Origin of the sequence: Micromonospora sp. BL1, assembly GCF_003667485.1 — a bacterium.
GTDB classification, from domain to species: domain Bacteria; phylum Actinomycetota; class Actinomycetes; order Mycobacteriales; family Micromonosporaceae; genus Micromonospora; species Micromonospora tulbaghiae.
Genome location: NZ_RCVK01000229.1, coordinates 13,804 through 34,451, shown reverse-complemented (window position 1 = coordinate 34,451; position 20,648 = coordinate 13,804). Strand labels below are relative to the sequence as shown.

Annotated in this window: 10 protein-coding genes and 2 tRNA genes; 4 read left to right on the top strand and 8 right to left on the bottom strand. The window is 68.9% G+C overall.

Translation table 11 applies throughout. The features are described 5' to 3' along the window. Nucleotides 1-235: 235 nt before the first annotated feature. Both EAD96_RS31195 and EAD96_RS14220 read right to left on the bottom strand, forming a co-directional pair. A complete protein-coding gene (locus EAD96_RS31195; RefSeq protein ID WP_233585756.1) occupies nucleotides 236-790 on the bottom strand; it encodes a hypothetical protein in 555 nt (184 codons plus the stop codon). Nucleotides 791-1,365: 575 nt separating this feature from the next. Beyond that, a tRNA-Lys gene (locus EAD96_RS14220) sits at nucleotides 1,366-1,441 on the bottom strand. Between the two features lie 184 nt (nucleotides 1,442-1,625). Here EAD96_RS14220 and EAD96_RS14215 point away from each other — a divergent pair. Both EAD96_RS14215 and EAD96_RS14210 read left to right on the top strand, forming a co-directional pair. Beyond that, the gene (locus EAD96_RS14215) at nucleotides 1,626-2,060 is read left to right on the top strand and encodes a DUF6010 family protein (protein WP_121684590.1); all 435 of its coding nucleotides are present in this window, start codon (nucleotides 1,626-1,628) and stop codon (nucleotides 2,058-2,060) included. Between the two features lie 16 nt (nucleotides 2,061-2,076). Further along, complete coding sequence (locus tag EAD96_RS14210; RefSeq protein WP_121684589.1) at nucleotides 2,077-3,018, top strand: GlxA family transcriptional regulator; 942 nt, start codon at nucleotides 2,077-2,079, stop codon at nucleotides 3,016-3,018. 81 nt (nucleotides 3,019-3,099) lie between these two features. Here the strand turns inward: EAD96_RS14210 and EAD96_RS14205 are convergent. Further along, a tRNA-Lys gene (locus tag EAD96_RS14205) sits at nucleotides 3,100-3,175 on the bottom strand. A 268-nt stretch (nucleotides 3,176-3,443) separates the two neighbouring features. Between EAD96_RS14205 and EAD96_RS14200 the strand changes: the two genes are divergently transcribed. Together EAD96_RS14200 and EAD96_RS14195 are read left to right on the top strand one after the other, a co-directional pair. After that, a complete protein-coding gene (locus EAD96_RS14200; RefSeq protein ID WP_147457875.1) occupies nucleotides 3,444-4,178 on the top strand; it encodes a trans-aconitate 2-methyltransferase in 735 nt (244 codons plus the stop codon). Further along, nucleotides 4,168-4,677: an SRPBCC family protein gene (locus EAD96_RS14195; RefSeq protein WP_121684587.1), complete on the top strand. Its 510-nt coding sequence runs from the start codon at nucleotides 4,168-4,170 to the stop codon at nucleotides 4,675-4,677. Before EAD96_RS14200 ends, EAD96_RS14195 begins: the two co-directional genes overlap by 11 nt. 197 nt (nucleotides 4,678-4,874) lie before the next feature. Here EAD96_RS14195 and EAD96_RS30845 read toward each other — a convergent pair whose 3' ends face one another. The 5 genes from EAD96_RS30845 to EAD96_RS14175 all read right to left on the bottom strand — a co-directional run bounded on the left by EAD96_RS30845 (nucleotide 4,875) and on the right by EAD96_RS14175 (nucleotide 19,990). Continuing rightward, the gene (locus tag EAD96_RS30845; protein WP_147457874.1) at nucleotides 4,875-5,285 is read right to left on the bottom strand and encodes a hypothetical protein; all 411 of its coding nucleotides are present in this window, start codon (nucleotides 5,283-5,285) and stop codon (nucleotides 4,875-4,877) included. Between the two features lie 111 nt (nucleotides 5,286-5,396). After that, nucleotides 5,397-6,284: a hypothetical protein gene (locus tag EAD96_RS30840; protein WP_147457873.1), complete on the bottom strand. Its 888-nt coding sequence runs from the start codon at nucleotides 6,282-6,284 to the stop codon at nucleotides 5,397-5,399. 32 nt (nucleotides 6,285-6,316) lie between these two features. Beyond that, a complete protein-coding gene (locus tag EAD96_RS14185; protein WP_233585755.1) occupies nucleotides 6,317-13,126 on the bottom strand; it encodes a polymorphic toxin-type HINT domain-containing protein in 6,810 nt (2,269 codons plus the stop codon). Nucleotides 13,127-13,217: 91 nt separating this feature from the next. Beyond that, entirely contained in the window at nucleotides 13,218-16,679 is a 3,462-nt protein-coding gene (locus EAD96_RS14180; RefSeq protein WP_199733169.1) for a LamG-like jellyroll fold domain-containing protein, read from the bottom strand. Between the two features lie 116 nt (nucleotides 16,680-16,795). Then, on the bottom strand, nucleotides 16,796-19,990 hold the full coding sequence (locus tag EAD96_RS14175; RefSeq protein ID WP_121684584.1) for an FG-GAP repeat protein: 3,195 nt from the start codon (nucleotides 19,988-19,990) through the stop codon (nucleotides 16,796-16,798). Nucleotides 19,991-20,648 lie beyond the last annotated feature (658 nt).

Here is a 20,648-nt window from a genome sequence, read left to right as displayed (position 1 = left end):
GATCACCTTTACGGTCAACCTGCTCCTCGGGCTGTCGGGCCCATGGCGGCTCGCACGGCATTCGCTTACGCGGTCTGCCTACCTTCGGGTTTTCGGGCCTAGCTTCGACCGAAGGAGGGAGGTCGATCAACCGGTGACGTGCGGTGCCCGCCGCCGGGACCCTCCACACACTCTCGCGTGGCCAGTGTCGGTGAAGCGGGCCGAGGGTGGTCACCGCGACTGGCGCCTTCAGCGGCTAGCTCACCAGGTCAGCGAGCAGGTTTGCTTCCCGGGCGGCGTCGTGGGCGATGACCAGCACCACGCCGACCGACACGACCGGGTCGGCACGCCAATAGTCAGCCAGAACAGCGCCGAGCCCGGCGGTCGACCGCTCGCGTTCCGCGATCACCTCGCCGGCGGGGCCGGGATCGACGTGGACCAGGAACCGCACGCACCGGCCGTCTTCAAGCCACACCCCGTACCCGTCAGCACGTAGGTGCGCCAGGCCCCGCTCCCGCAGCCATACCGACGTGTCCAACGTCGTCAACCACCGGAACAACCCATACCGGCCCGGATTCTGGCGCGAAGCCTTTAGCAGCGGCAGGAACAGCAGGTAGTGCGCCGCACGGCAGCCCCGCTGACCTAGACGCAACGGCACCGGCCGCCCCGACGAGACGAGGTCACGGCCGAGCAGGTCTGTGCCCTCCCCCGTGATCCGATACCACCAGGCATGCGCCTGGTCCTCCGCCGACCGCTCCCGGCCCACCAGCCCAGCGACGTGCAGCCAGGCGAGGTCCCGGTGCGCGGTCAACCGCGGCACTCCCGCCACCATCGGACGTCACTCGTGATCGCTATCTCGTGCAACGCCAGAAACGACAGGATCCGCCACCGCCGAGGCGTCAGCTCACGATCGCCGGCCACCCAACGATGATCTCCCACCCCGCCGACGCCCCACCATCCCGACGACCTAGCGCCGCAGAAGCGCCGTGTAGGAACTCCCGCACCCTCAAAACGGGTTTTGTGAGACGTTTTCCATGATCGCTGTTCACCAAATCAGCCGAAGAGCCGATGACGAAAGACCCAGAACCGGCAAACCGCACCCCACCACGATCGGCCTATCCCCGGCACCAAGCCCATCTCCGACCTACCACGAGCCAAAGCGGGAACCACCACGAGCCGACCGAGAACCACCGACAGCCCCAACCCCGGCCACCCGACCACCCCGCGCGCAGCAGCCACCGCCTGGCGTCCCGGAGCACCCCGCCGCGTCCCACCAGAGCTACCCGGTCCACCGGCTCCCGAGCACCCACCGAGCCACCACCAGCCGCCGGTAGACGCGAAAAAGCCCCGACCTGGTAGTAAACACCAGGTCAGGGCCTTGATCGTTGGTGCGCCGCCAGGGACTCGAACCCCGAACCCGCGGATTAAGAGTCCGCTGCTCTGCCAGTTGAGCTAGCGGCGCTCGCTGACAACGGGACGAGACGTTAGCACGCCCCCCACCACCCCGGGCAGACAGGGCGACCCGGGGCTGATCGGCGTGGCCGGAATCCGTCGGACCCCGGCAGTTTCGCCTCTCGTCCCCCACGTCCGGCCTGCCTAGGCTGCCTTTCCGACACGCTTCCGCGGACCGGGACAGGACTGGGATCATGCTTCGCTATGTCATGCCGATGGTGATCGGGCTGGTCTACGTCGGGCTCAACTCCGTGGTGCCCGAACCGCACCGACGGCGCCTCAACGCACTCGTGGTCACCGGCGCGGGGGCCGCCTACCTCAGCGGCGGTGGATTCGGCCTGTGGGAGCTGGCGTTCTGCGCCCTGCTGGTGGCGGTGGGCTACGCCGGGCTCACCTCGTACACCTTCATCGGTGTGGGCTGGCTCCTGCACACCGTCTGGGACGTCCTGCACCACCGTCGCGGCACCCCGATCATCCCGTCACTGCACGACTCGTCGTTCGGCTGCGCCCTCTGCGACCCGGTGATCGCCCTCTGGTGTTTCGCCGGCGGCCCGTCCGTCGCCGACCTGTACCACCGCCTCACCCGGCGGGTGCCCGACGCGGGCCGACCGGTGACCGCCGGGTCCTGACTGCTTGGATCTCCCCATGCACACCGTGGCCGTGCTCGCCCTCGACACCGTCGTACCGTTCGATCTGGCCACCCCGATCGAGGTCTTCGACCGCACCCGCCTGCCCGGCGGCCGTCCCGGCTACCGCGTCGTCGTCTGCGCCGAACGGCCGACGGTGACCACCGGCGTGTTCGACATCGCCGTACCGTGGCGCCTGGACGTCCTGGCCGATGCCGACACCGTCATCGTGCCCGGGGTGACCGACCCGGGGGCGGCGGCGCCCGCCCCGGTCCTGGACGCGCTGCGTGCCGCCGAGGCCCGCGGCACCCGGATCGCCTCGATCTGCGGCGGGGCGTTCACACTGGCCGCCGCGGGCCTGCTCGACGGGCGGCGCGCCACCACCCACTGGGTCGCCGCCGCGCAGCTCGCCGCCCGGTACCCACGGGTCCAGGTGGACCCGAACGTCCTGTACGTCGACAACGGCCAGATCCTGACCTCGGCCGGCGCCGCCGCCGGGCTCGACCTGTGTCTGCATCTGATCCGAACCGACCACGGTGCCGCCGTCGCCGCCGACGCGGCGAGGCTGTCCGTGATGCCGCTGGAACGCGCGGGCGGGCAGGCGCAGTTCATCGCACACGAACCGCCCGCCCCCGACGGAACCACACTGGAGCCGTTGCTGACCTGGATGCGCCAGAACGCGGGACGGGACCTGGCGCTGGCCGACATCGCCCGTCACGCCGGCATGAGCGTCCGCACCCTGAACCGCCGGTTCCGGGACCAGGTGGGTACCACCCCGCTGCGGTGGCTGCACCGGGTCCGCGTCCACCAGGCCCAGCACCTGCTGGAGACCACGGCGCATCCGGTGGACCGGGTGGCGACGCAGGTCGGATTCGGCTCCGTCACCGCTTTCCGGGACCGCTTCCGGCGGGTCACCGGCACCAGCCCGCAGGCGTACCGGCGCAGCTTCCGGAGCGGGTGAGCGTCTCCGCGGACCAGCGGCGGACCCACACGCGAAGAAGGCCCCGACCGGCGCGGAACGCCTGGTCAGGGCCTTGCTCGTTGGTGCGCCGCCAGGGACTCGAACCCCGAACCCGCGGATTAAGAGTCCGCTGCTCTGCCAGTTGAGCTAGCGGCGCTCACTGACAACGGGACGCGACGTTAGCACGCCCGAACACCACCCCGAAAACGCAGGGCCGGCCTCACCGCAATGCCGGCCTGACCCGCCCGGTCGCGGCCCCAGACGGGCCCACCACCAGGGTGTACGCCCCGGACGCCGGCCGGGGTTCGCCGGCACTGTCGATCACGTGGCGGGAGGTGCGGCGTACCCGTGGAGTGGGCTGGAGAGGCGGACGCCGGCTTCCTCGCGGCCGGTCGGGAACCGGTCGGAGCCGTATCGTGCTGGTGATGGAGCTCTTCGGCACGGTGGCCGACCTGTACGAGCGCGCCCGGCCCGGATATCCGCCGGAGATCGCCGAGTCGATACGCGCCTACCACGGCGGGGCACCGGCGTCGGTGGCCGAGGTCGGCGCGGGCACCGGCAAGGGCACCGAGGTGCTGGTCCGCCTCGGCGCGCCACTGACCTGCGTGGAGCCGGACGCACTGATGGCGGCCCGGCTGGCCGAGCGGTTCCCGGACGCCCGCGTCGAGGCGACGACGTTCGAGCGATGGTCGCCGCCCACCGGCGGGGTGGACGTGCTCGCCTGCGCGATGGCCTGGCACTGGCTGGACGCCGCCACCCGCAACGCCCTGGCCCGGCGCGCCCTGGCACCTGGCGGCACGCTCGCCGTCTTCGGGCACCGCTACGACTACGCCGACGCCGACCAGCAGGCCGCCGTCCGGGCCGCACTGCGATCCGTCGACCCCACCGTCCGGGAGCGGCCCGTCGACTGGTTCCACCGGGACGTCCTCGACAGCGGGCAGTTCGACGACGTACGCCGCGAGGTGTTCCGGCGGGAACTGTCGCTGAACAAGGAGCGGTACCTGGCGCTGATGCGCACGTTCGGGCCGTACCTGTCCCGCACACCGGACCAGCAACGACGCGGGATCGCCGCGCTGGACCGGCTGGTCGACGACTTCGGCGGCACCGTGGTGCTCGACCTGCGGACCACGCTGGTGCTGGGCCGGGCCGATGCTCGGTGACCGGTGGGGTGTCTCCGACGACGAGACACGTCGCCGGTACCCGTGCGACGACTTCGTTCCCGCGCCCAACCTGCGGGCGTGGCGCGGGGTGAGCGTGGACGCGCCACCTTCCGCCGTGTGGCGGTGGGTCGCCCAGATCCGGCTCGCGCCGTACTCGTACGACTGGATCGACAATCTCGGCCGCCGTTCACCGCAACGGTTGGTGAACCTTCCCGAGCCGGTGGTGGGCGAGGCGTTCACGACTGCCGGCGGGCGGCGGCGGGGCCGGATCCTCGCGGTCGAGCCGGGGCACCACCTCACCGGCGAGATCATGGGCGCGGTGCTCTCGTACGTCCTGGTGCCGGACGCCGGGAACACCACCCGCCTGCTGCTCAAGGTGGTGATGCGGACGAACCCGGTGATCGCCCTCGGCGGATGCCTCGGCGACCTGGTGATGGCCCGCCGGCAGTTGCTGAACCTCAAGCAGTTCGCCGAGTCCGGCGACGGGCCGGATCGCTGACCGTCGTGCCTAGCCCCTGGATCCGTTGACGGCGGGCACGGGTTCCTGACCTACGCTCCGGCGATGGCCGGGGTGGTCAGTGGATTCTCCTGACCCTTCATGACGGTCATCGATCAATTGCTGTGGTGGATAGGCGTGGGCACCGCATCTGCGCCCTGCTCAGCATCTGACCGCAACGGGGCGCGCGACTCCGCACTTCACTGTCGCCCGGTTGGCGCTATCGAAACTCCCCCAGCCGGTTCATCAGCGTCATCCGTAGAGCTCGCGAAGAGCTCAACTCCGGTTGAGGAGATTGCATACGATGAGTCGCCGTCGAACTCAACCGGGAAACCGCGCTGAGTCAGCTCCTCCAGCACAGCCGTGAGAGGCCTTCCCGTTAATTGAGTTCCACCAAGTGACACGGCCGTTTCGCCTCCGATCTCTATGAAGACCAGGCGGTCCAGCTCGTCGTAGGACAGCATGATCATTCCATCTGCATAGATGTCCGTCAGCCCCGCGCCCGGCACTCGCTCAAAGGCCTTGTATCTTCCGAGCCGCTCACGATGACTGGAACGTCTCTCCCCGAACCGAGCACGATCGAGGCCGATCCCGGGCAGGACTTCCAACACGCCTGAACCCTCGGGAACAGTCGAACTCCTTTCACACTTCTAAGCTGCGGCAGCACGGCCCCTTATCCTCTCGATTGCCGGAGGGACGCCGAGCGGGGCTAAAAGCAGGTTTCAACTCGCTCCGAGGCAGGATGCCAGGTTTGCGGCCTGCCCGACCGCCCTCTCCGCGAGATGTTCGCGGGCGTCGACACCGCTGCCCAGTAGATCCTCGAGATCCTGCCACCAGGTCCGATCTTCTTGCCTCGCGATTGACTTTCCAGCCGAGTGCACTCGCTCGCCATCGATGAGGAGCAGCACCGTGAGAACCTCCTCGGTCACTGCAGCCATGGCGTTGATAGCCTGAGTATCGAAGCCCTCCCGGGCCCTCCGAACAACCCGACCGGCAGCCTCTCCGGCACGCATGCTCAGACCCGCCGGTGGAGACAGCGCCGCCGGCAAGGCTTCGATGGCGGCTCGCGTCTCTTCCACGAACCGCATTGGCGATCCACGATCGAGGATATCGATCAGACGCGAAGCCACACTGACATGGGCGGTTGATGCCGCCAGCAACGGTTCAAGCCGCACCAGGGAGAGACACATCCAGAGAGTCCGCAGCTCGACAGGGAGTCGCCGAACCAAATCACGGCGCTGCCGCATGAACTCGGGATAACTCGCTCGGGGCAATTCCCCGATCCGCCAGAGTCGAGCAAGCCTTTCATCGACGCTACGCCATAGCACCGAGGCCGCATTGACACGCTCGGACACCGGCAGAGAGACGTCGCACTCTAAAACACACAGCAGCCTTCCGTCTCCGCCCACCTCGAAGCGAGCATCGACGACCGCACTCCGAAGTGCCGGCTGCAACGCATCAAGGCCTTCTCTCAATTGAGCTGCAGGGAGCTCATCGAGCGTCTCCAGGTCGAAGTCTGTTTCCTCCCTGACAGTCGAAACCGGCCGGGAAGGTGGCCAAGACACGGTCTTGATACTGGCCGGATCAACTTTTGTCCAGTCATAGCCCATAACCGTGTCCCAGCCACCTTTCCAATCATTCCTTACAGCGTGAGGTTTGCCACGACCTCTAGATGCTTCAGGGCGCCCGGCCCGAAGATGTGCTCTTCCGGCATACCCTCACCCACAGTGCGTGTCGTGATATGTCCCTGGGCTTTCAAGCGCTCATACGTACACTTGCACATTCGAGTAATGATCACTGAAGCCCCCGACCGCCCGCCAGCCTTGTCCACACCCCGCTGTGCGGCGATATTCAGGTTCGGATCTCCACCCCCATCTACCTTGTAGGTGAAGAAGTTGCCGGGCTGGTTGAGGCTCCCTCCCGCGGTGAACTCACGTGCGGCTTCAGAACTCAGGCCGTTGTTCTGAATGGACTCAGCGAACTCGGTCGTCGTCCCGTGCGCGAAATCCAGAGACTCACCGCAGTTGTGCACGAGCACCGGAGTGTTGCCGGCGACCACATAGTACGTGTGGATGTCGTCGATCGTGAGGTTGTGGACCTGTGCCGGCTCCGTCCACTGCCGGGTCGCGCTGATCTGCACGTGGGTGCCGGCCGAGGTGCGCAGCCACTGACCAGCCCGCAGATCGGCGGCGTCGACCCACTCGTCGAGGCCGGGCACCCAGAACGGGTGGTTGTCGGTGGCGACTACGCGCTCCGTGGCGTTGCCGCTGTCACCGTCAGGATCGATGGTGACCTCAACCAGGTTCTTGCTGCCCTGACCGATGATGGTCGCCACCACCGGCTTGATCGTCGTCTTGCCGGTCACCGGATCGGTCACCAACACCATGTCGCCGGTCTTGACGTCCTCGATCGGCTTGCGCGACCCGTCGGCCATCACCACCAACGTGCCGGGCACGAAGCTGTTCTTGCACTTGATGAATGCCTTGGCGCTGCCGACCAGGTCGCCGAGCAGACCCTTGACCCGGCTGGTCAGGTTGGCGAGTTTCTTCCACTTCCATGGAGCGCCGTATCTGACGGCCAGCTTGCCCAGCGCACCGCCGATCGCCGCGCCCGCGACGTTGACTGCTGTGGCCAGGCAGCCGCCCATGTCGCCCTTGAGGAAGCAGTCCAGGGCATCGGTGATACCCAACTCGTCCATCAGGATCTTCGCCAGGGCCTTGGCGGCGTTGAGCATCTTCGCCTTGGCCGCGGCGATCCGCCGCTGCCTTTCCTTCTCCGCCGCCGCCCGCGCGGCCGCGGCCCGCTCCTCCGCTGATGCCCGCGGGTTGTTGTGGACGTTGATCGTGGGCTCGTCCGGGTCGTACGCGCCCGAGCAACCACCGCACCCGTCGTTGTGGCCCTTGACCTTGTGGTAGGTGCCGTACATGTCCTCGTAGTCGGCGCCCGGCCCGCAGGCGTCGTCGGAACAGGCCTTGAGGCCGTCCGGGTCGGAGAACGAGATCGGGTTGTTGTTGGCGTACGCGTACCCGTTCATCTGCTGCGGGTCATTGACGTCGATGATCGGGTCGACCGAGATGAACCGGCCGGTGATCGTGTCGTACTCCCGCGCGCCGATGTTGACCAGGCCTGTCGTGGAATCGATGTTCCCGTTGACGAAGCCCTTCTCCGTCGGCCACTGACCTGGCGAGGCACCCCGGTTCTCGCCGTACGGGGTCATCCGCCGGTGCGTGACAGCGCCGCTCTGGTCCACCACTGCCTGGCCGGTGCCGTGGTGGTCGTTCGCGACGTACCGGAGGCCGTCCACCTTGCGGACCAGGCTCGCCCCGCCCGGAAGCGAGTAGTACCGGGTGGCGTCGGTGGACCGGGTCTGGTGGTTCAGCCGGATCTCCATGCCCGGCAGGTAGAGCGTGGTCGAGGCCGGCTCCTTGCGGAGCATCCGGGAGCCGTCGACGTCATAGAGGAAGCTGGTCTTCTTGCCGGCTTCGGTGACCGACTCGAGGTTGCCCTCGGCGTCCCAGACCAGGGTCTGGTCCTCGCCGGTTCTCGTCCGCTTCTTCGTGTTGCCGGCCGCGTCGTACTCGTACGAGTACAGCCGGTCGCCCTGCGGAGTCTTCTCCGTCATCTGGCTCAGCGTGTGCGGCTGCGCCTGACCGGCGGCCGGATAGGTGTAGCTGCGCTCGATGAGCGGAGTGCCGTTGGTCCCGTACTGGACCTCGGTCTTGCGGTTGCCCGTGACGTCGAAGGTGTAGGCGTGGTGGTAAGGGGCCACACCGCCCACCCCGGTGACCGCGGGCCCACCGGCGCACGGGTCGGTCGCGGTGCTCGCCGACGTCCAGGCCCGCTCCATCCGGCGCAGGTAGTCGTACGTGAAGCACTGCGTGTCCTGCGTGCCGGACGGGTTGTTGGCGATCCGCAGGATGTTGCCGGACTGGTCGTACGTGTAGCGGGCGTCGATGTCCACGACCGGGGCCGACTCGCGGTCCAGCCGTTGCCGGGTGAGCCGCTTGGAGCCCTGCTCGTACTCGTAGGTCGACCAGACCTTCCGGGTACCCACCCGGGCCTCGGTCTGCAGCACCTCGCCGGTGCTGGCGTACTCGACGTCGGTCAGGTAGGGGGCGTCACCGGTCGTCGCGGTCAGGCGCTCAAGATCGTCGTAGGTGTAGGCGACCGTCTCGAACGGCAGCCCACCGCCGTCCGACATGCTCACCGACTGGACGCTGCCGTCCCGGTTGTACTCCGTGCCGAAGGTGTAGAAGCCGGCCAGTTCGGCACCGGCGTGCTCGGGCACGGAGTAGTACGTGGCGTGCGGCCGGTAGAACTCGTCGTAGATCGAGAAGTACGTGGCGTACTCGTGCCCCTCGATCCAGCGGCTCGTCGAGGAGAGCTCACCGAGCATCTCCAGGTCGTACGTCCAGCTGCTCAGCAGCTCCCCGGTGTCGGCGGCCCCCTTGTAGACGGCGATCTTCCGGCCGATCTCGTCGTACTTCGTGCTGATCGTCTGGTTGAGGGCGTTCGTGGTGCTGGTGAGCCGGTCCAGGTCGTCGTAGCCGAACGTCGACGCGCCGGCGTCCGGGTCGGTCGACTTCGTCTTGCGGCCCAGCTGGTCGTACTCGTGGGACCAGACGTTGCCGGCCGGGTCCTTGACCGTCTTCAGCTGCCCGGCGTGCGTGTAGGTGTACTCGGTCCTGTCGAAGTCGCCCGTCGGACCGCTGCCCTTGTACTGCCGCAGTTCGGTGGTCTTGCCCAGGGCGTTCGTGATCGAGGTCGTCGGGGTGCCGCCGGCCGGCGGGTCGACCGAAACGCGGTCGCCGCCGTAGGTGGTCGTGGTGCGCCACTTCTCGTTGCCCGCGACCGCGAAGATCTCCGCCTTGACCCGGTCCGCGCCGTCGTAGACGTACAGCGTCTGGCCGTTGACGTCACCGTTGACGGCCGGGTAGATCACGTCGGTGGGCGTGCCTGCCACCGTGTACGTCGCGTACGTCTTCGCCAGCTGGCCGGTGCCGGTGTAGAAGGTGTCGGCCACGGTACGGGTGCCGTCCGGGCCCTCCGACTGCACCTGGCGGGGCCGGAGCAGGCCGTCGTGCAGCTTGTACTCGACGCTGTAGGAGCCGTCGTTCTGCCGCCGCTCGGTCTTGATGGCGACCGGCTTGTCGGTGCGGACCAGGTAGCTGTAGCGGATGCTCGGCTCCAGGCCGCTGGCGCCCGTCCGGTCCGGCATCCAGACCTTCGCCAGCCGGCCCAGGGCGTCGTACTCCAGGACGCTCTTGAGGCCGTTCTGGTCCACCTGTCCGACCGGCACACCCCACGCCGGGGCGTAGTCGGTGGTGGTGACGAACTGCAGCGGGTTGGTCTCCTTGACCTTGGTGGTCAGGCCGTTGGTGTCCGTGTACACGGTCTTCGTGACCCGGCCCAGCGCGTCGACGGCGGTCAAGGGCCGGCCGTACGCGTCGAACGTGCCCTCCGACGCGCGGATGTAGGTGGCCGTCGTGCCGTTGTGGCTCTTCAGCCGCTCGGTCCGCGTCGGGTTGCCCAGCGTCGGCGCGACGCCGAACGCCTTGCCGTCGTAGAGCGTCCGGGTGTCGGAGATGACCTGCTTGCTGCGGTCCGGGGTGGCCGAGCACGCCACGGACACCGACTCGACCCGCGACACCAGGCTGTACAAGTGGGCGGTCGCGTTGTCGGCGTACGTGGTCCGGCTGCATGCCTCGTCGCCGGTGACCGCCACGTCACCCTCGTTCTCGGTCTCGGTCACCCGGCCGAAGCTGGTCTCGAAGGTCGAGGTCTGCTTCGTCTCCCGCCACCCGCCGGCGGCCAGGGCGACCAGGCTCCGGGCGGTGGTGGTGTTGATGAACCATGCCTTCTTGCTGCCCCAGCTGTGGGTCTCCGTCGCGGTGTTGTGCCGCCACGGCACGGCGATGCTCTTGCTGACCGCGTTGGCGCCGTCGTAGACGATGCTCTCCAACTGGTGGCCGGAGAACTCGTTGTGGTCGGTGTGGCTCCCGCCGGTCGAGTCGGCGACGCTGACGGTACGCGTGCCGCCGTCCGGATCCTTGTCGCCGTGCATGCCGCGCAGGTAGCGGTACTCCGTCTTGGTCGTCTGGACCTGACCGTCGCCGGCCGTGACGATCACGCGGCCGTAACCGCGCCAGTCGCTCCAGGTCAGGTCCTTCGGGTCGGAGATGCCGTCCGGGTCGGCGTGCCGCCAGGCCGCCCCGTCCAGGTACTGGTAGCGGGTCACCATGTCCGGCGCCCCGCCGGTGCGGTCGGTCTCGACGACCTGCTCGACCACGTACTTGTGGAACCAGTCGGTGATCGGGTCGCCGCTGCCGAGCGGGTTCCACTTCACCGGGTAGCAGCGCCTGGTGCTGTTGCCCGGCGTGGGCAGCGTGCTCTTGGTGCAGTCCGGGGTGGCGTAGTTGACGTCGATCTGACCGCCGGCGTCGTTCCACACGGTCGCCAGCCGGAAGCGGACCAGCGGGGCGATGTTGTCGCCGTCGCGGTCGATCCGGTTGGGCAGCTGCAGGCCACCCAGTTCGACCGACGGCATGGCGATGTCGGCGCCCGGCCCGTAGAGACCGGTGTGGGTGATCTTGTGGAGCCAGAGGGTCCGCGAGCCGTCACCGTTGTCGGTGAGCAGGTGGTCGAGCTTCCAGTTGTCCACCGGCGTCCAGCCGGTGCCCTCGCGGATCTCGGTGGTGATGCCGGTCAACCGGGCCCGGGTCCAGAACGTCGGGGTGATCTGGTCGAGCTTGCACTTGGTGTCCTTGGCGCAGTTCCGGTCGAACGGCACATCCGGCCAGTAGGGCGCGGTGGTGTTGTTCAGATCCTGCGGGTCGCAGTCGACGTTGCCGGACGGCAGGCACCGTTCCTTGGTCTCGAAGCGCACCCGGGCGGGGGCGTTGGTCGTGTAGACGGCCTCGTGCCGCTGGCCGTAGTCGACCCGCTTGAGCCAGCCGCCCCGGACGTACGGAACACCGTTGACGTCGGTCTTCTTGCCCCGGGCGTAGTAGTTGATCTCCTTCTCGTAGAAGTACGAGGTGACGTTGCCGTAGCGGTCCTTGACGTAGTCGAGGCTCCAGCGCCACGCCTGGTCGCAGTACGCCGACGTGAACGTCGCGTTGTAGCAGGGCTCGCCCGAGTCGTCGCCGTAGATCGGCACGGTCCAGGTCGAGCCGGTCTCCTCCTTGCCGGAGGTCCAGCCGGGGAGCCGGTTCAGGCCGAAGTGGTACTGGGTGCCGTCGGTGGTGGTGACCCGCCAGTACTCGCCGTCGTTGTCACCGTTCACTGCGCCGGTGAGCCGCTCGACCTTCGAGCCGTCGTCGGTCCCGAACCGCCAGGTGTCACCGGTCTTGACCAGTTCCGTCGACTTGCCGTTGAGCAGGATGGTCGCGTTGTCGTACGCCCAGCACTGGTCGGCGTACTGGTCGTGTCCGTCGTCCGAGCAGGGCTTGTACCGGCGCTCGATGTGCCCGGGCTCGTAGTTGAAGCCCTCACCGATCCACGAGCCCTGGTTGTTGGTCGTCGCGGTCCGGCCGTCGACCGACTGCGACGAGTAGGCCAGCGCGATCGGCGGCGCACCACCACCCGGCACCGGCGGGCTCCGCAGCGGGTAGCTCCAGGAGAAGCCACCCGTGGAGGGGGCCACCGACCACTTGGACGACGGGGACAGCTTCGTGGCGCCGTAGTCGCCCTGCGAGGAGGAGTCGGTGGCGGTCATGGCGAAGAGCGCACCGGTGCCCGCCTCGGCGGAGAGCGTCTCGGCGGCGCTGTCGTTCGTCGTCGGCAGCGGAACCGGGGCACACTGGGCCTTCTCCGGCGTGGTCAGCGCACACTCGGGCAGGCGGACCAGCCGCAGCCGGGCGCCGAAGTCGCCACCGAACGCACCGGCGACCCCGCCGTAGCCGAGGTCGAGGCGGACGTTCCCGGCAGCGGCCTGGCCGTCGGCCCGCTTCAGCCGGACGATCGGGCCGTCGACCTTGGCCTTCTCCGAGGCCTTCCGGTCGAGCACCTCGATGCGTACCTTGCCGGGAGCGGAGGCCGCCGGACGGGCCGGGTCCGCCGCAGCGGACGCGGCGGCGGGTGCGGCCGACACCGCGACCGGCAGGCCACCGATCTTGGCGCTGGCCGCCGGAGCCTTGGAGCGGCCGGCCCCGGGCGCCGGCACGGTGACGTCCGCGGCGCCGGCGGCGGGCCAGGTGACCTTCGCCGGGGCGGTCGAGGCGGCAGCCACCGCCGGGTTGGCCGCCTTCGGCTTGGCCGGCAGCGGGTCGCGCTTGGGCAGGACCTTGGACGCGTCCGAGGTCGACGGACGGTTCGGCTTCGCCTCGGCCGAGGCGGGTGGGGTCGCGATCTGGATGAAGCCGGCGGCCATGACACCGGCCATCGCCCAGGAAACCGGTCGTACGGTGTGGCGGACGAAGCCGCCGGACCGGACCAGGAGTCGGGAGAACATCACCCCTCCAGGGGTTGCGGAAGAAGAACGGGGAAAGGTCTCGCGTGCCGGTGGGGCCGCCCGGGAGCGGGCGGCCCCACCGCCTGTCACGTCAGAGCGAGAGTTGTTCGCGGACCTGGACGTTGAGCTTCTCGATCAGGACCTTGTCGGCGACGCCGTCGTAGACCCGGACGTCGTCGATGGCACCGGACAGGTGCTCCTTGAAGGCGCCGTCGAGCCAGGCGCGGCCGAGTTGCACCCCGCCGGTGGCGACGAACGGCGACACCAACTGGATCGCCTCGGTGAAGGACCCGTTGACGTACAGGGTCACTTCGCGGGCGTAGCCGTTGTAGACGAGGGTCAGGTGGTCACCCTTGCCGACCAGCTTCGGCGCCTCGTCGGTCGCCTTCCTGGTCCACTCCGGCGCGACCGTGTCGGTGCTCGCCATCGCCAGTTCCCACTGCCCGGCGTCGTTGCAGCGCACGACGACCGAACTGCCGTTGGTGCCCTTCTGCGAGAAGACCGTCATCGGCGTACCCGCACAGTTGCTGGTCAGCTTGACCCGGGCGCTGATCGAGAAACTGCCCGCCATGTCCGCGTTGGTCGACGTGCTGGCGTAGCTGTCCGCGCCACCGGTCAGCGCGAGGTGACCACCGCCGAGCAGGGACAGGACCGGGTGCTTGAAGACCGTCGCGCCGGCGCCCAGGGTGAGTCCCGCTCCGCCGCGCTCCTCGGGGCTGACCTTGTTGGTCTCCGCGTTCAACCGCCAGTACGCCTTACGGCTCGGAGCGGTCTTCTGCAGACCGGTGACCTCGTCGGCGATGATCAGCCGGTCGAAGACCGAGACGTCCGCCATCGCCCCTCCCCAGTTGTCGGCGTAACCGCTCTTGGTGAGCACACGGCCGATCTGGAGCGGACCGCGCGACTTGGTCAGCGACCTGCGCTGGGCGACGCGCGGGGCGTTGTTCCCGACCTGGAGCGACATCTCCTTCTTCGCACCGTCGAAGATGGCGGACACGTACGTCCAACCCGTGGTGGCCGCCGCACCGTCCACCTGCCAGCGGCCCAGCGAGTTGACGTCGTTGACCGGCATCCGGAAGAACCAGGTTCCTCCCTCGACCCCCAGCGCGAACCCGGGCTCACCGGTGCCGTCCTGGCTGACCGCCACCTGCCGGCGGCCGGCATCGTCGACCTTGAACCAGCCGGTGACGGCGAAGCTCGCCGACGTGTCGGTCAGGACCGGCTTGCTGGTCGTGAGGTGGGCGTTGGCCGTACCGTCGAACCGGGCGGCGGTGTCGGACGTCCCACCCGGACCCTCGACCCCGAACGTGACGCCACTTCCAGCCGTCGCGTCGTTGTCACCGAGCCCGTCGCTGGCACCGTCCTCGCCCGCGACCTCGCCGAGCGACCACTGGGCGGTCGGCGGTCGCTTGCCCACCCGGAACGTGCACGAGGCGATGCTGCTCGACCGGCCGGCCCGGTCGACGGCCTGGACGTTGATCGTCCGCGGGCCCTCCTTGTCCGGGTACCAGTTCGGCAGGGTGACCGGCCCGCCGTCGGTGGTGGGCCGAAGCACGTTCACGCCCGGCGCCGGGTTGGTGTTGAAGCCGTACCGGTACTCCACCACGTCCGTGGCCGCGGAGTCGAAGACGAAGTTGCCGGGTACACCGATCGAACCCAGCCACTCGTCGCTCTCGATGCAGTTCGACGCGCTCGCCGTCCCGTTGTCGGCCGCGTCCTGCGGCAGGTACACGGCGGAGTCGACGTCGGGCGCGCTGGGGCTGGTCTTGTCGTAGAGGAACTGACAGACGTTGCGCGAGCCCTCACTGCTCCACGGACCCCAGCTGGTGTTGTCGCTGGCCCGCACCTCCCAGGAGATGGGGACGTTCTGCGCGATGTCACTCGGGACCGTGTACGAGAAGACCGATCCGCTGGCCTTCAGCGGAGTGGTGTACGAGCGCGTCTGCAACGTCCCGCCGGCCGGCGTCCAGGTCACCTTGAACTCGGCCTTGATCTGCTCGGTGTGGGCCGAGGAGTGGTCCGGGTCCCGCAGCACCGCGTTCAGCCGCGGCGGCACGTCCACGTAGGGCGCGCCGGAGCCGTAGACACACTGCCCGCCGGGGGACATGGTGAGTTCGTTGAGGTTGGCGATCACCGGCGCCCGGTTGTAGCGGACCGAGAGGACGCCGTTGTCGCAGAACCGCTTGGTGTGCGTCGAGTCGCTCTCACTGACCGACCGCAGGCCGAGGGTCACGTTGCTCCAGCCCTTGGTCACTGCCTGCTGCACCGCGGCCTTCGCGTTCCACTCCGTGTTCTGGTTGGTGGAGGTACAGGTGGCCTGCGTCTTGGTCGGTGAGCTGGTGGCGAGGTGCGTCGCCCCGGACCAGCCCGAGCCGCCGGGCTGGTTGCTCCAGTTGGTGGAGGAGGTGATCCCGGCCGGCATCAGGTAGAGCGCCGCCGCCCGGGCGGTCGAGTTGTAGACGTGCTGCAGGGTGACCCGGAAGGTGGCCTCCAGGATCGTCTTGCCCGAGTAAGGCGTGGCGAGCCGGTAGAACAGGCGCTTGACCTTCGAGTTGTTGCAGGAACTGGGGCAGAGGCCGATCCGTTCGTGCCGCTTGCCGTCGAACTTCCAGTACTCCTCGTTGGGGTAGCCGCTGTCCACCATCGCCCAGGCGCTGTTGGTGCTGCTCTGCCAGACCGGGTCGATGTACAGCGGGAACGAGGCCTCCGGATCGGTCAGCATGGACCGGTCCGGGGTGAGGGTGAGGGTGTTGTCCGAGTAGTCGAGGCCGACCGGAGCCACCTCCGACGTGTCGCCCGGTCCCTCGGCCGACGCGGCGCCCGGGTCGGTGGACGAGGTGTCCAGCGACCGCGCCGCGGCCGCATCGCCCCCCTCCTGGCTTCCGCTGTCCCACATGGTCGGCGCGTCCGCCTCCAGGACCGGGTTGTTGGTGACCGGGTCCAGGGCCACCACGCCGCCCTCGGCCGTCTCCTCGATGGTCAGACCCACCGCGGCGACCCCGAGCCGGAGATTCTGGAGCTCCGGCAGATCGGCCGCCTCCGGCGTCTTGACCACCAGTACGTGCGAGAAGCCCTCGACGGTGACGTTCGTGACCAGGTCGACATCCTGGAACACGTTCGGGTAGGTCGCCTTGCTCTCCTCGACCACGGGAGCGGGAAGCGGCCCGTGCGGCCAGGTCAGGGTCATGCTCTTCTGATCCCGGGTGACCACCATCAGCGGCGCGGTGCCGCCCTGGGAGAGCTGCATGCCGAGCAGCGCGGCCGCCGGGCCGTACGAGCCGTCGGGCTGGACCACCAGGGTCGAGTCCGCGGGCACCCAGGCGTCTCCCTGGGTGACCCGGACCGGCTGGGTGTGGCCGTTGGCGATGAGCGTGCCGTCCGGCTGCGCGAAGACGTCGCGGTACTCCGTGCGGTGCGCCAGCACCTCGACCGGCTGGTTGAGTGCCCTGGCGGCCACCAGCGCCTCGGCCTCGGTGTCGCGGACGAGGTCCTCCGAGGCCGCGGCGGTGCGCGGCGCCGGCTCCGGCGGCTGGACGAACACCGCTGTGGACATCAGGCCGGCGAGGCCGAGCGTGAGGCCGAGCGTGAACACCCGGCCCCGTTTTCTCGTACGACGGGCCACCCTCTGGTCCTCCCCCGCTGGATAACTACTCATGTCGATGCTCTTCATCAGCTGATCGCCGCCCCGAACGCGCTGTGCCCGGTGGGGAGACCGCCCTGTCCCGGCTGCCAGGTGACACTCGGGACCGTGTTGCCCGCCTTCAGGTCGGACCAGGTGAACCCGTACACGGCGTCGGCGCCGTAGGGAGTGCCGACGTAGAGCCGCTGCGAGGTGGCCGAGAGCGACGTGCCGACCAGTTCCTGGACGCCGGCCGTCCCCGGCATGCTGCCCGATTCCCGGTGCAGCGTGGTCGGCGTACCGATCGGATTCGCCAGCGCCGGGAAGATACGTACCCGTCCGGAGTCGGCCACCGACGTGCCCGCGTCCTCGCCCGGCACGCCGATCGCGACGAACATCGTCGCGTTGGTGCCCTCGCTGCCCGGCGCGGTGTTCACCACCACGACCTTCTCGCCCAGGTAGTCACCGTCCTCCGAGGCGTACGTGATCGCGGGCAGTTCGGTGAAGGTGTTCGCGGCGGTGACGTGGAACCGGTGCACCAGCCCGGCGTCCGGCGCCGGGGTGTTGGTGGCCGCGACGACCAGGTCCTCACCCGGCACGCCGACGACGACCAGCGAGTCGGCCTGGCCGGCGGGAGCACCGACGGGCCGGTACGGCGCGATCGAGATCGACTTGCCGAAGTTGTCGTTGGCCTCGGCGTCGTTCGAGACGTTGGCGACGTTCTGCTCCAGGCCGGCGGCAAGCGTCGGCAGCCCGTTGGTCAGCGTGTGGCTGAACACGTTCACCGCTCCGGCGAAGGCCTCGGTGCCGATCGCCTCGCCCGGGGAACCGACCGCCCAGTGGTACGTGGAGGCGGCCACCGAATAGCCCGTGCGGTCGTCGGTCTCGGCCGAGCCCGGGATGCCGCTGCCCTGGGACATCACCACGTTCACGGCGCCGCGCAGGTAGTGCACGACCCCGGTGAACGGGTTGCCCAGTCCTTCACCGGGAGCGCCGATGACGAGGTACGGCTCACCGCTGGCGGTCCGGCTGCCGGCGACGGCGTAGCCGAACCAGTCGTACGCCTCGGCCGCGTCGGGGACGTTGGCGCTGTCCTGGTGGTACCAGACGGCGGGCGGGCCCTGCGCGAGGCCGGCGGGTGAGCCGAACAGCACGTACACGACACCGGCCTGGGCCTGGCCGCTGACGGCCTGGTTCGGCACGCCGACCGCCAGGTCGGTGCACCCGTCGTTGTTGGCGTCGTACGCGGAGATCGACGTGCCGAAGCGGTCACCCGCCTCGGCCGCACCGGGCATGTTCGCCCCGCTCTCGTGCAGGGTGTGCACAGTCGTGCTGCCGCCGTACGTGACGTTGATCCGGCCGGCACGGATCTGGCCGTTGACTGTGGCCTCCGGGTCGGCGATCGCGATGTCGGCGACGCCGTCGCCGTTGAAGTCGCTGTCCGTTCCGCCGGTGCAACCGGTGACCGGAGTGGCCGTGGTGTACACCTGCATCTCACAGAACGACGACCAGGAGTCGCTGCCGCTGACCCCGTCCGCGGCCTTCACCCGCCAGCGGTAGATGCCGCCGTCCACGAAGGCGCCGGCGGGAACGGTCGCCGCCACTGTGGCGCCGGAGGCGACGTTGCTGGACGACGCCGAACCGATCGCCTTCTCCGCGTTCATCGCCCACCACTCGAAGGTGACTGTCATCGCGGTGCCGTCACCGTCGGCGACTGTGGCTTTGAGCTGCGGCGTCAGGGTGTTGACAAGCGGGCGACCCGAGCCGGTCGCGCACGTGGAGGCAGGGACGGTCGACCGGGCCGTCACGGTCGGGTACGAGTTGTACGTGACGCTGGCCTTGGGCACCTCGGTACTGGTGGCCGCGTTGCGGGAGCGGAACTGTTTGAAGGCCTTCGAATCGGCTTCGTCGGTGGCCCGCAGACCCATGTCGGCGCGGGTGTCACCGGCGTTCGCCGCGCGCTGGAAGAACTTGGTACCGCTGATCCCGATCCAGGCGTCGTTGCAACTGGCGTCGTAGCCGGCAGTCGCCAGGGTGGTCGCCTCCTGGTTGTTCCACGCCGGCTGGGTGTCCCAGATCATGTCGTCGGCCACCGCGCCCACGGTCCAGAGCTCCCACGACCGGCCCTCGCACTGGGGCGACCACCAGTTCCAAAACGAGACGGTGGCGGAGGTGATCTGCTTGCCGACGAGGGCCGCGGTGTCCCAGCGCAGCAGGGACCGGGTGACGGGCCCGGTCGGACCGAGCCGGCCGAGTCGGAGGTCGTCGGTGCCGCCCCGGTTGACCGTGTCGCCGGCCTGGATGAACGTGTCGAAGGTGGTGTACAGCGGGTTGATCGTCGGGTCGATGACGATCGGATACTGCCGCTCGGAGTCGGTCAACCAGCGCATGTCCGGGGTCAGCGTCAGGTCGAGCCGGCCGGTTCCACGGGCCGCGGCGGCAGGGGCGATCGTGGATGCGACCGCCGTCTCGGTGGCGGGATTCCCGAGCGCGTCGACCCGCGCGTCCCACATTCGCAGTGCGGGAGTGCGCGCGACCACCCGGCCGGTGGTGTCCTGGATGGCGGTGTTGCCGCCGGCGTCGCGGACTGCCCGGGCGGCGTTCGGCCCGGTGATCGGCAGCGTGAGGCGGGCGACCTGCTTCACGGCGCTGCGGTCCTTGACGACGAAGAACGCCTCCATCCCGGCGCGGGTCGCTTCGACGATCAGGTCCACCCCGGGCAGCGTGTCCACATAGGTGGCCCGTCCGCCGTCCAGCTTCGGCTCGGGCAGCCGACCGGCCCAGCCGACCGCGAGCCGGTCGGCTCCGTGGCCGAGGACGGCCAGCTCCGTCGTGCCGTTCGGCTGTGCGCCGGAGACGACCAGATCGAACGGGTGGGCGACGGCGGCAATCCGCCCGTCCGCGCCCTTGCGCAGGGTCAGATCGACCGGAACCCACTGGTCGCCGCGCCGGATCCGGCTCGCGCCGACCGAGAGCTCGGCCCGGAACTGACCGTCCGGCAGGGCGAAGACCTCGGTCGTCTCCGATGTGAGGCTCTTCACCTGCACCGGCTTGCCGGAGTCGCGGGCGGCCCGAAGGGACACCGCTTCATCGGTCCGGCTCTCCACGCCACCTGTCACGCCGTCCGGTCCAGCGGCGAGAAACTCCGCCGGTTCTCCCGGTACGCCCGCCAACGCGGCCGCCGTCAGTACGGCGACGCCCGCAGCCAGGCACGAACGGACAGTGGCCGTCACTCGACGTGCCACAAACCCTCCCCCGTGTGCTTTCAGTTGTGCGAGCGGGACTCTAAGGGCGTCCTGCCTCAGCGCACAAGGTCGGACACGTTGCGTCAGGACGGATCGCGGCGAACTGGACATCCCATCGATCGCTCAACACTCTCGGTAATCAAGTCCGCCCTCCACACTGGGAGGTTCAGCGACTGCCACACCCACGTGCGGTGACCTCGGGCGGCCGGACCGATCTTTAAAACCGCAGATCAGTAGATGGTTGCCGCAGTCAACTGACGCCGCGCGACTCGCTCCACCATCGCGAACGATTTCATGCATTGCCATCCTCGAATATGACACCGTGTAGTTGTCATTGATTGAACAATCAGCCGACGCCGCACTCGTCCATCGGGGGACAGCGCCGGACCACTCAGACCGATTCACGCACCGAAATGGTCGGCGGGCGGCATCACGCCAACCACTCGGGCAGGTCATCGGTGCAGCACGCAGCGCCGAACAGGGACCGTGGAAAACCGATTCGTACCGTCAGAGATATTCGCCCCACGTGACAGATGCGGCGGCCGGGATCACCCTCGTCGGCGGGGTGACACGTGGTGATCATCTTGCCCATCTCAAGCGAGACAATCGGCACGACGCTCATCAGTCGAAATCACTGCGGTGCCGAGTTTCGTCAGGT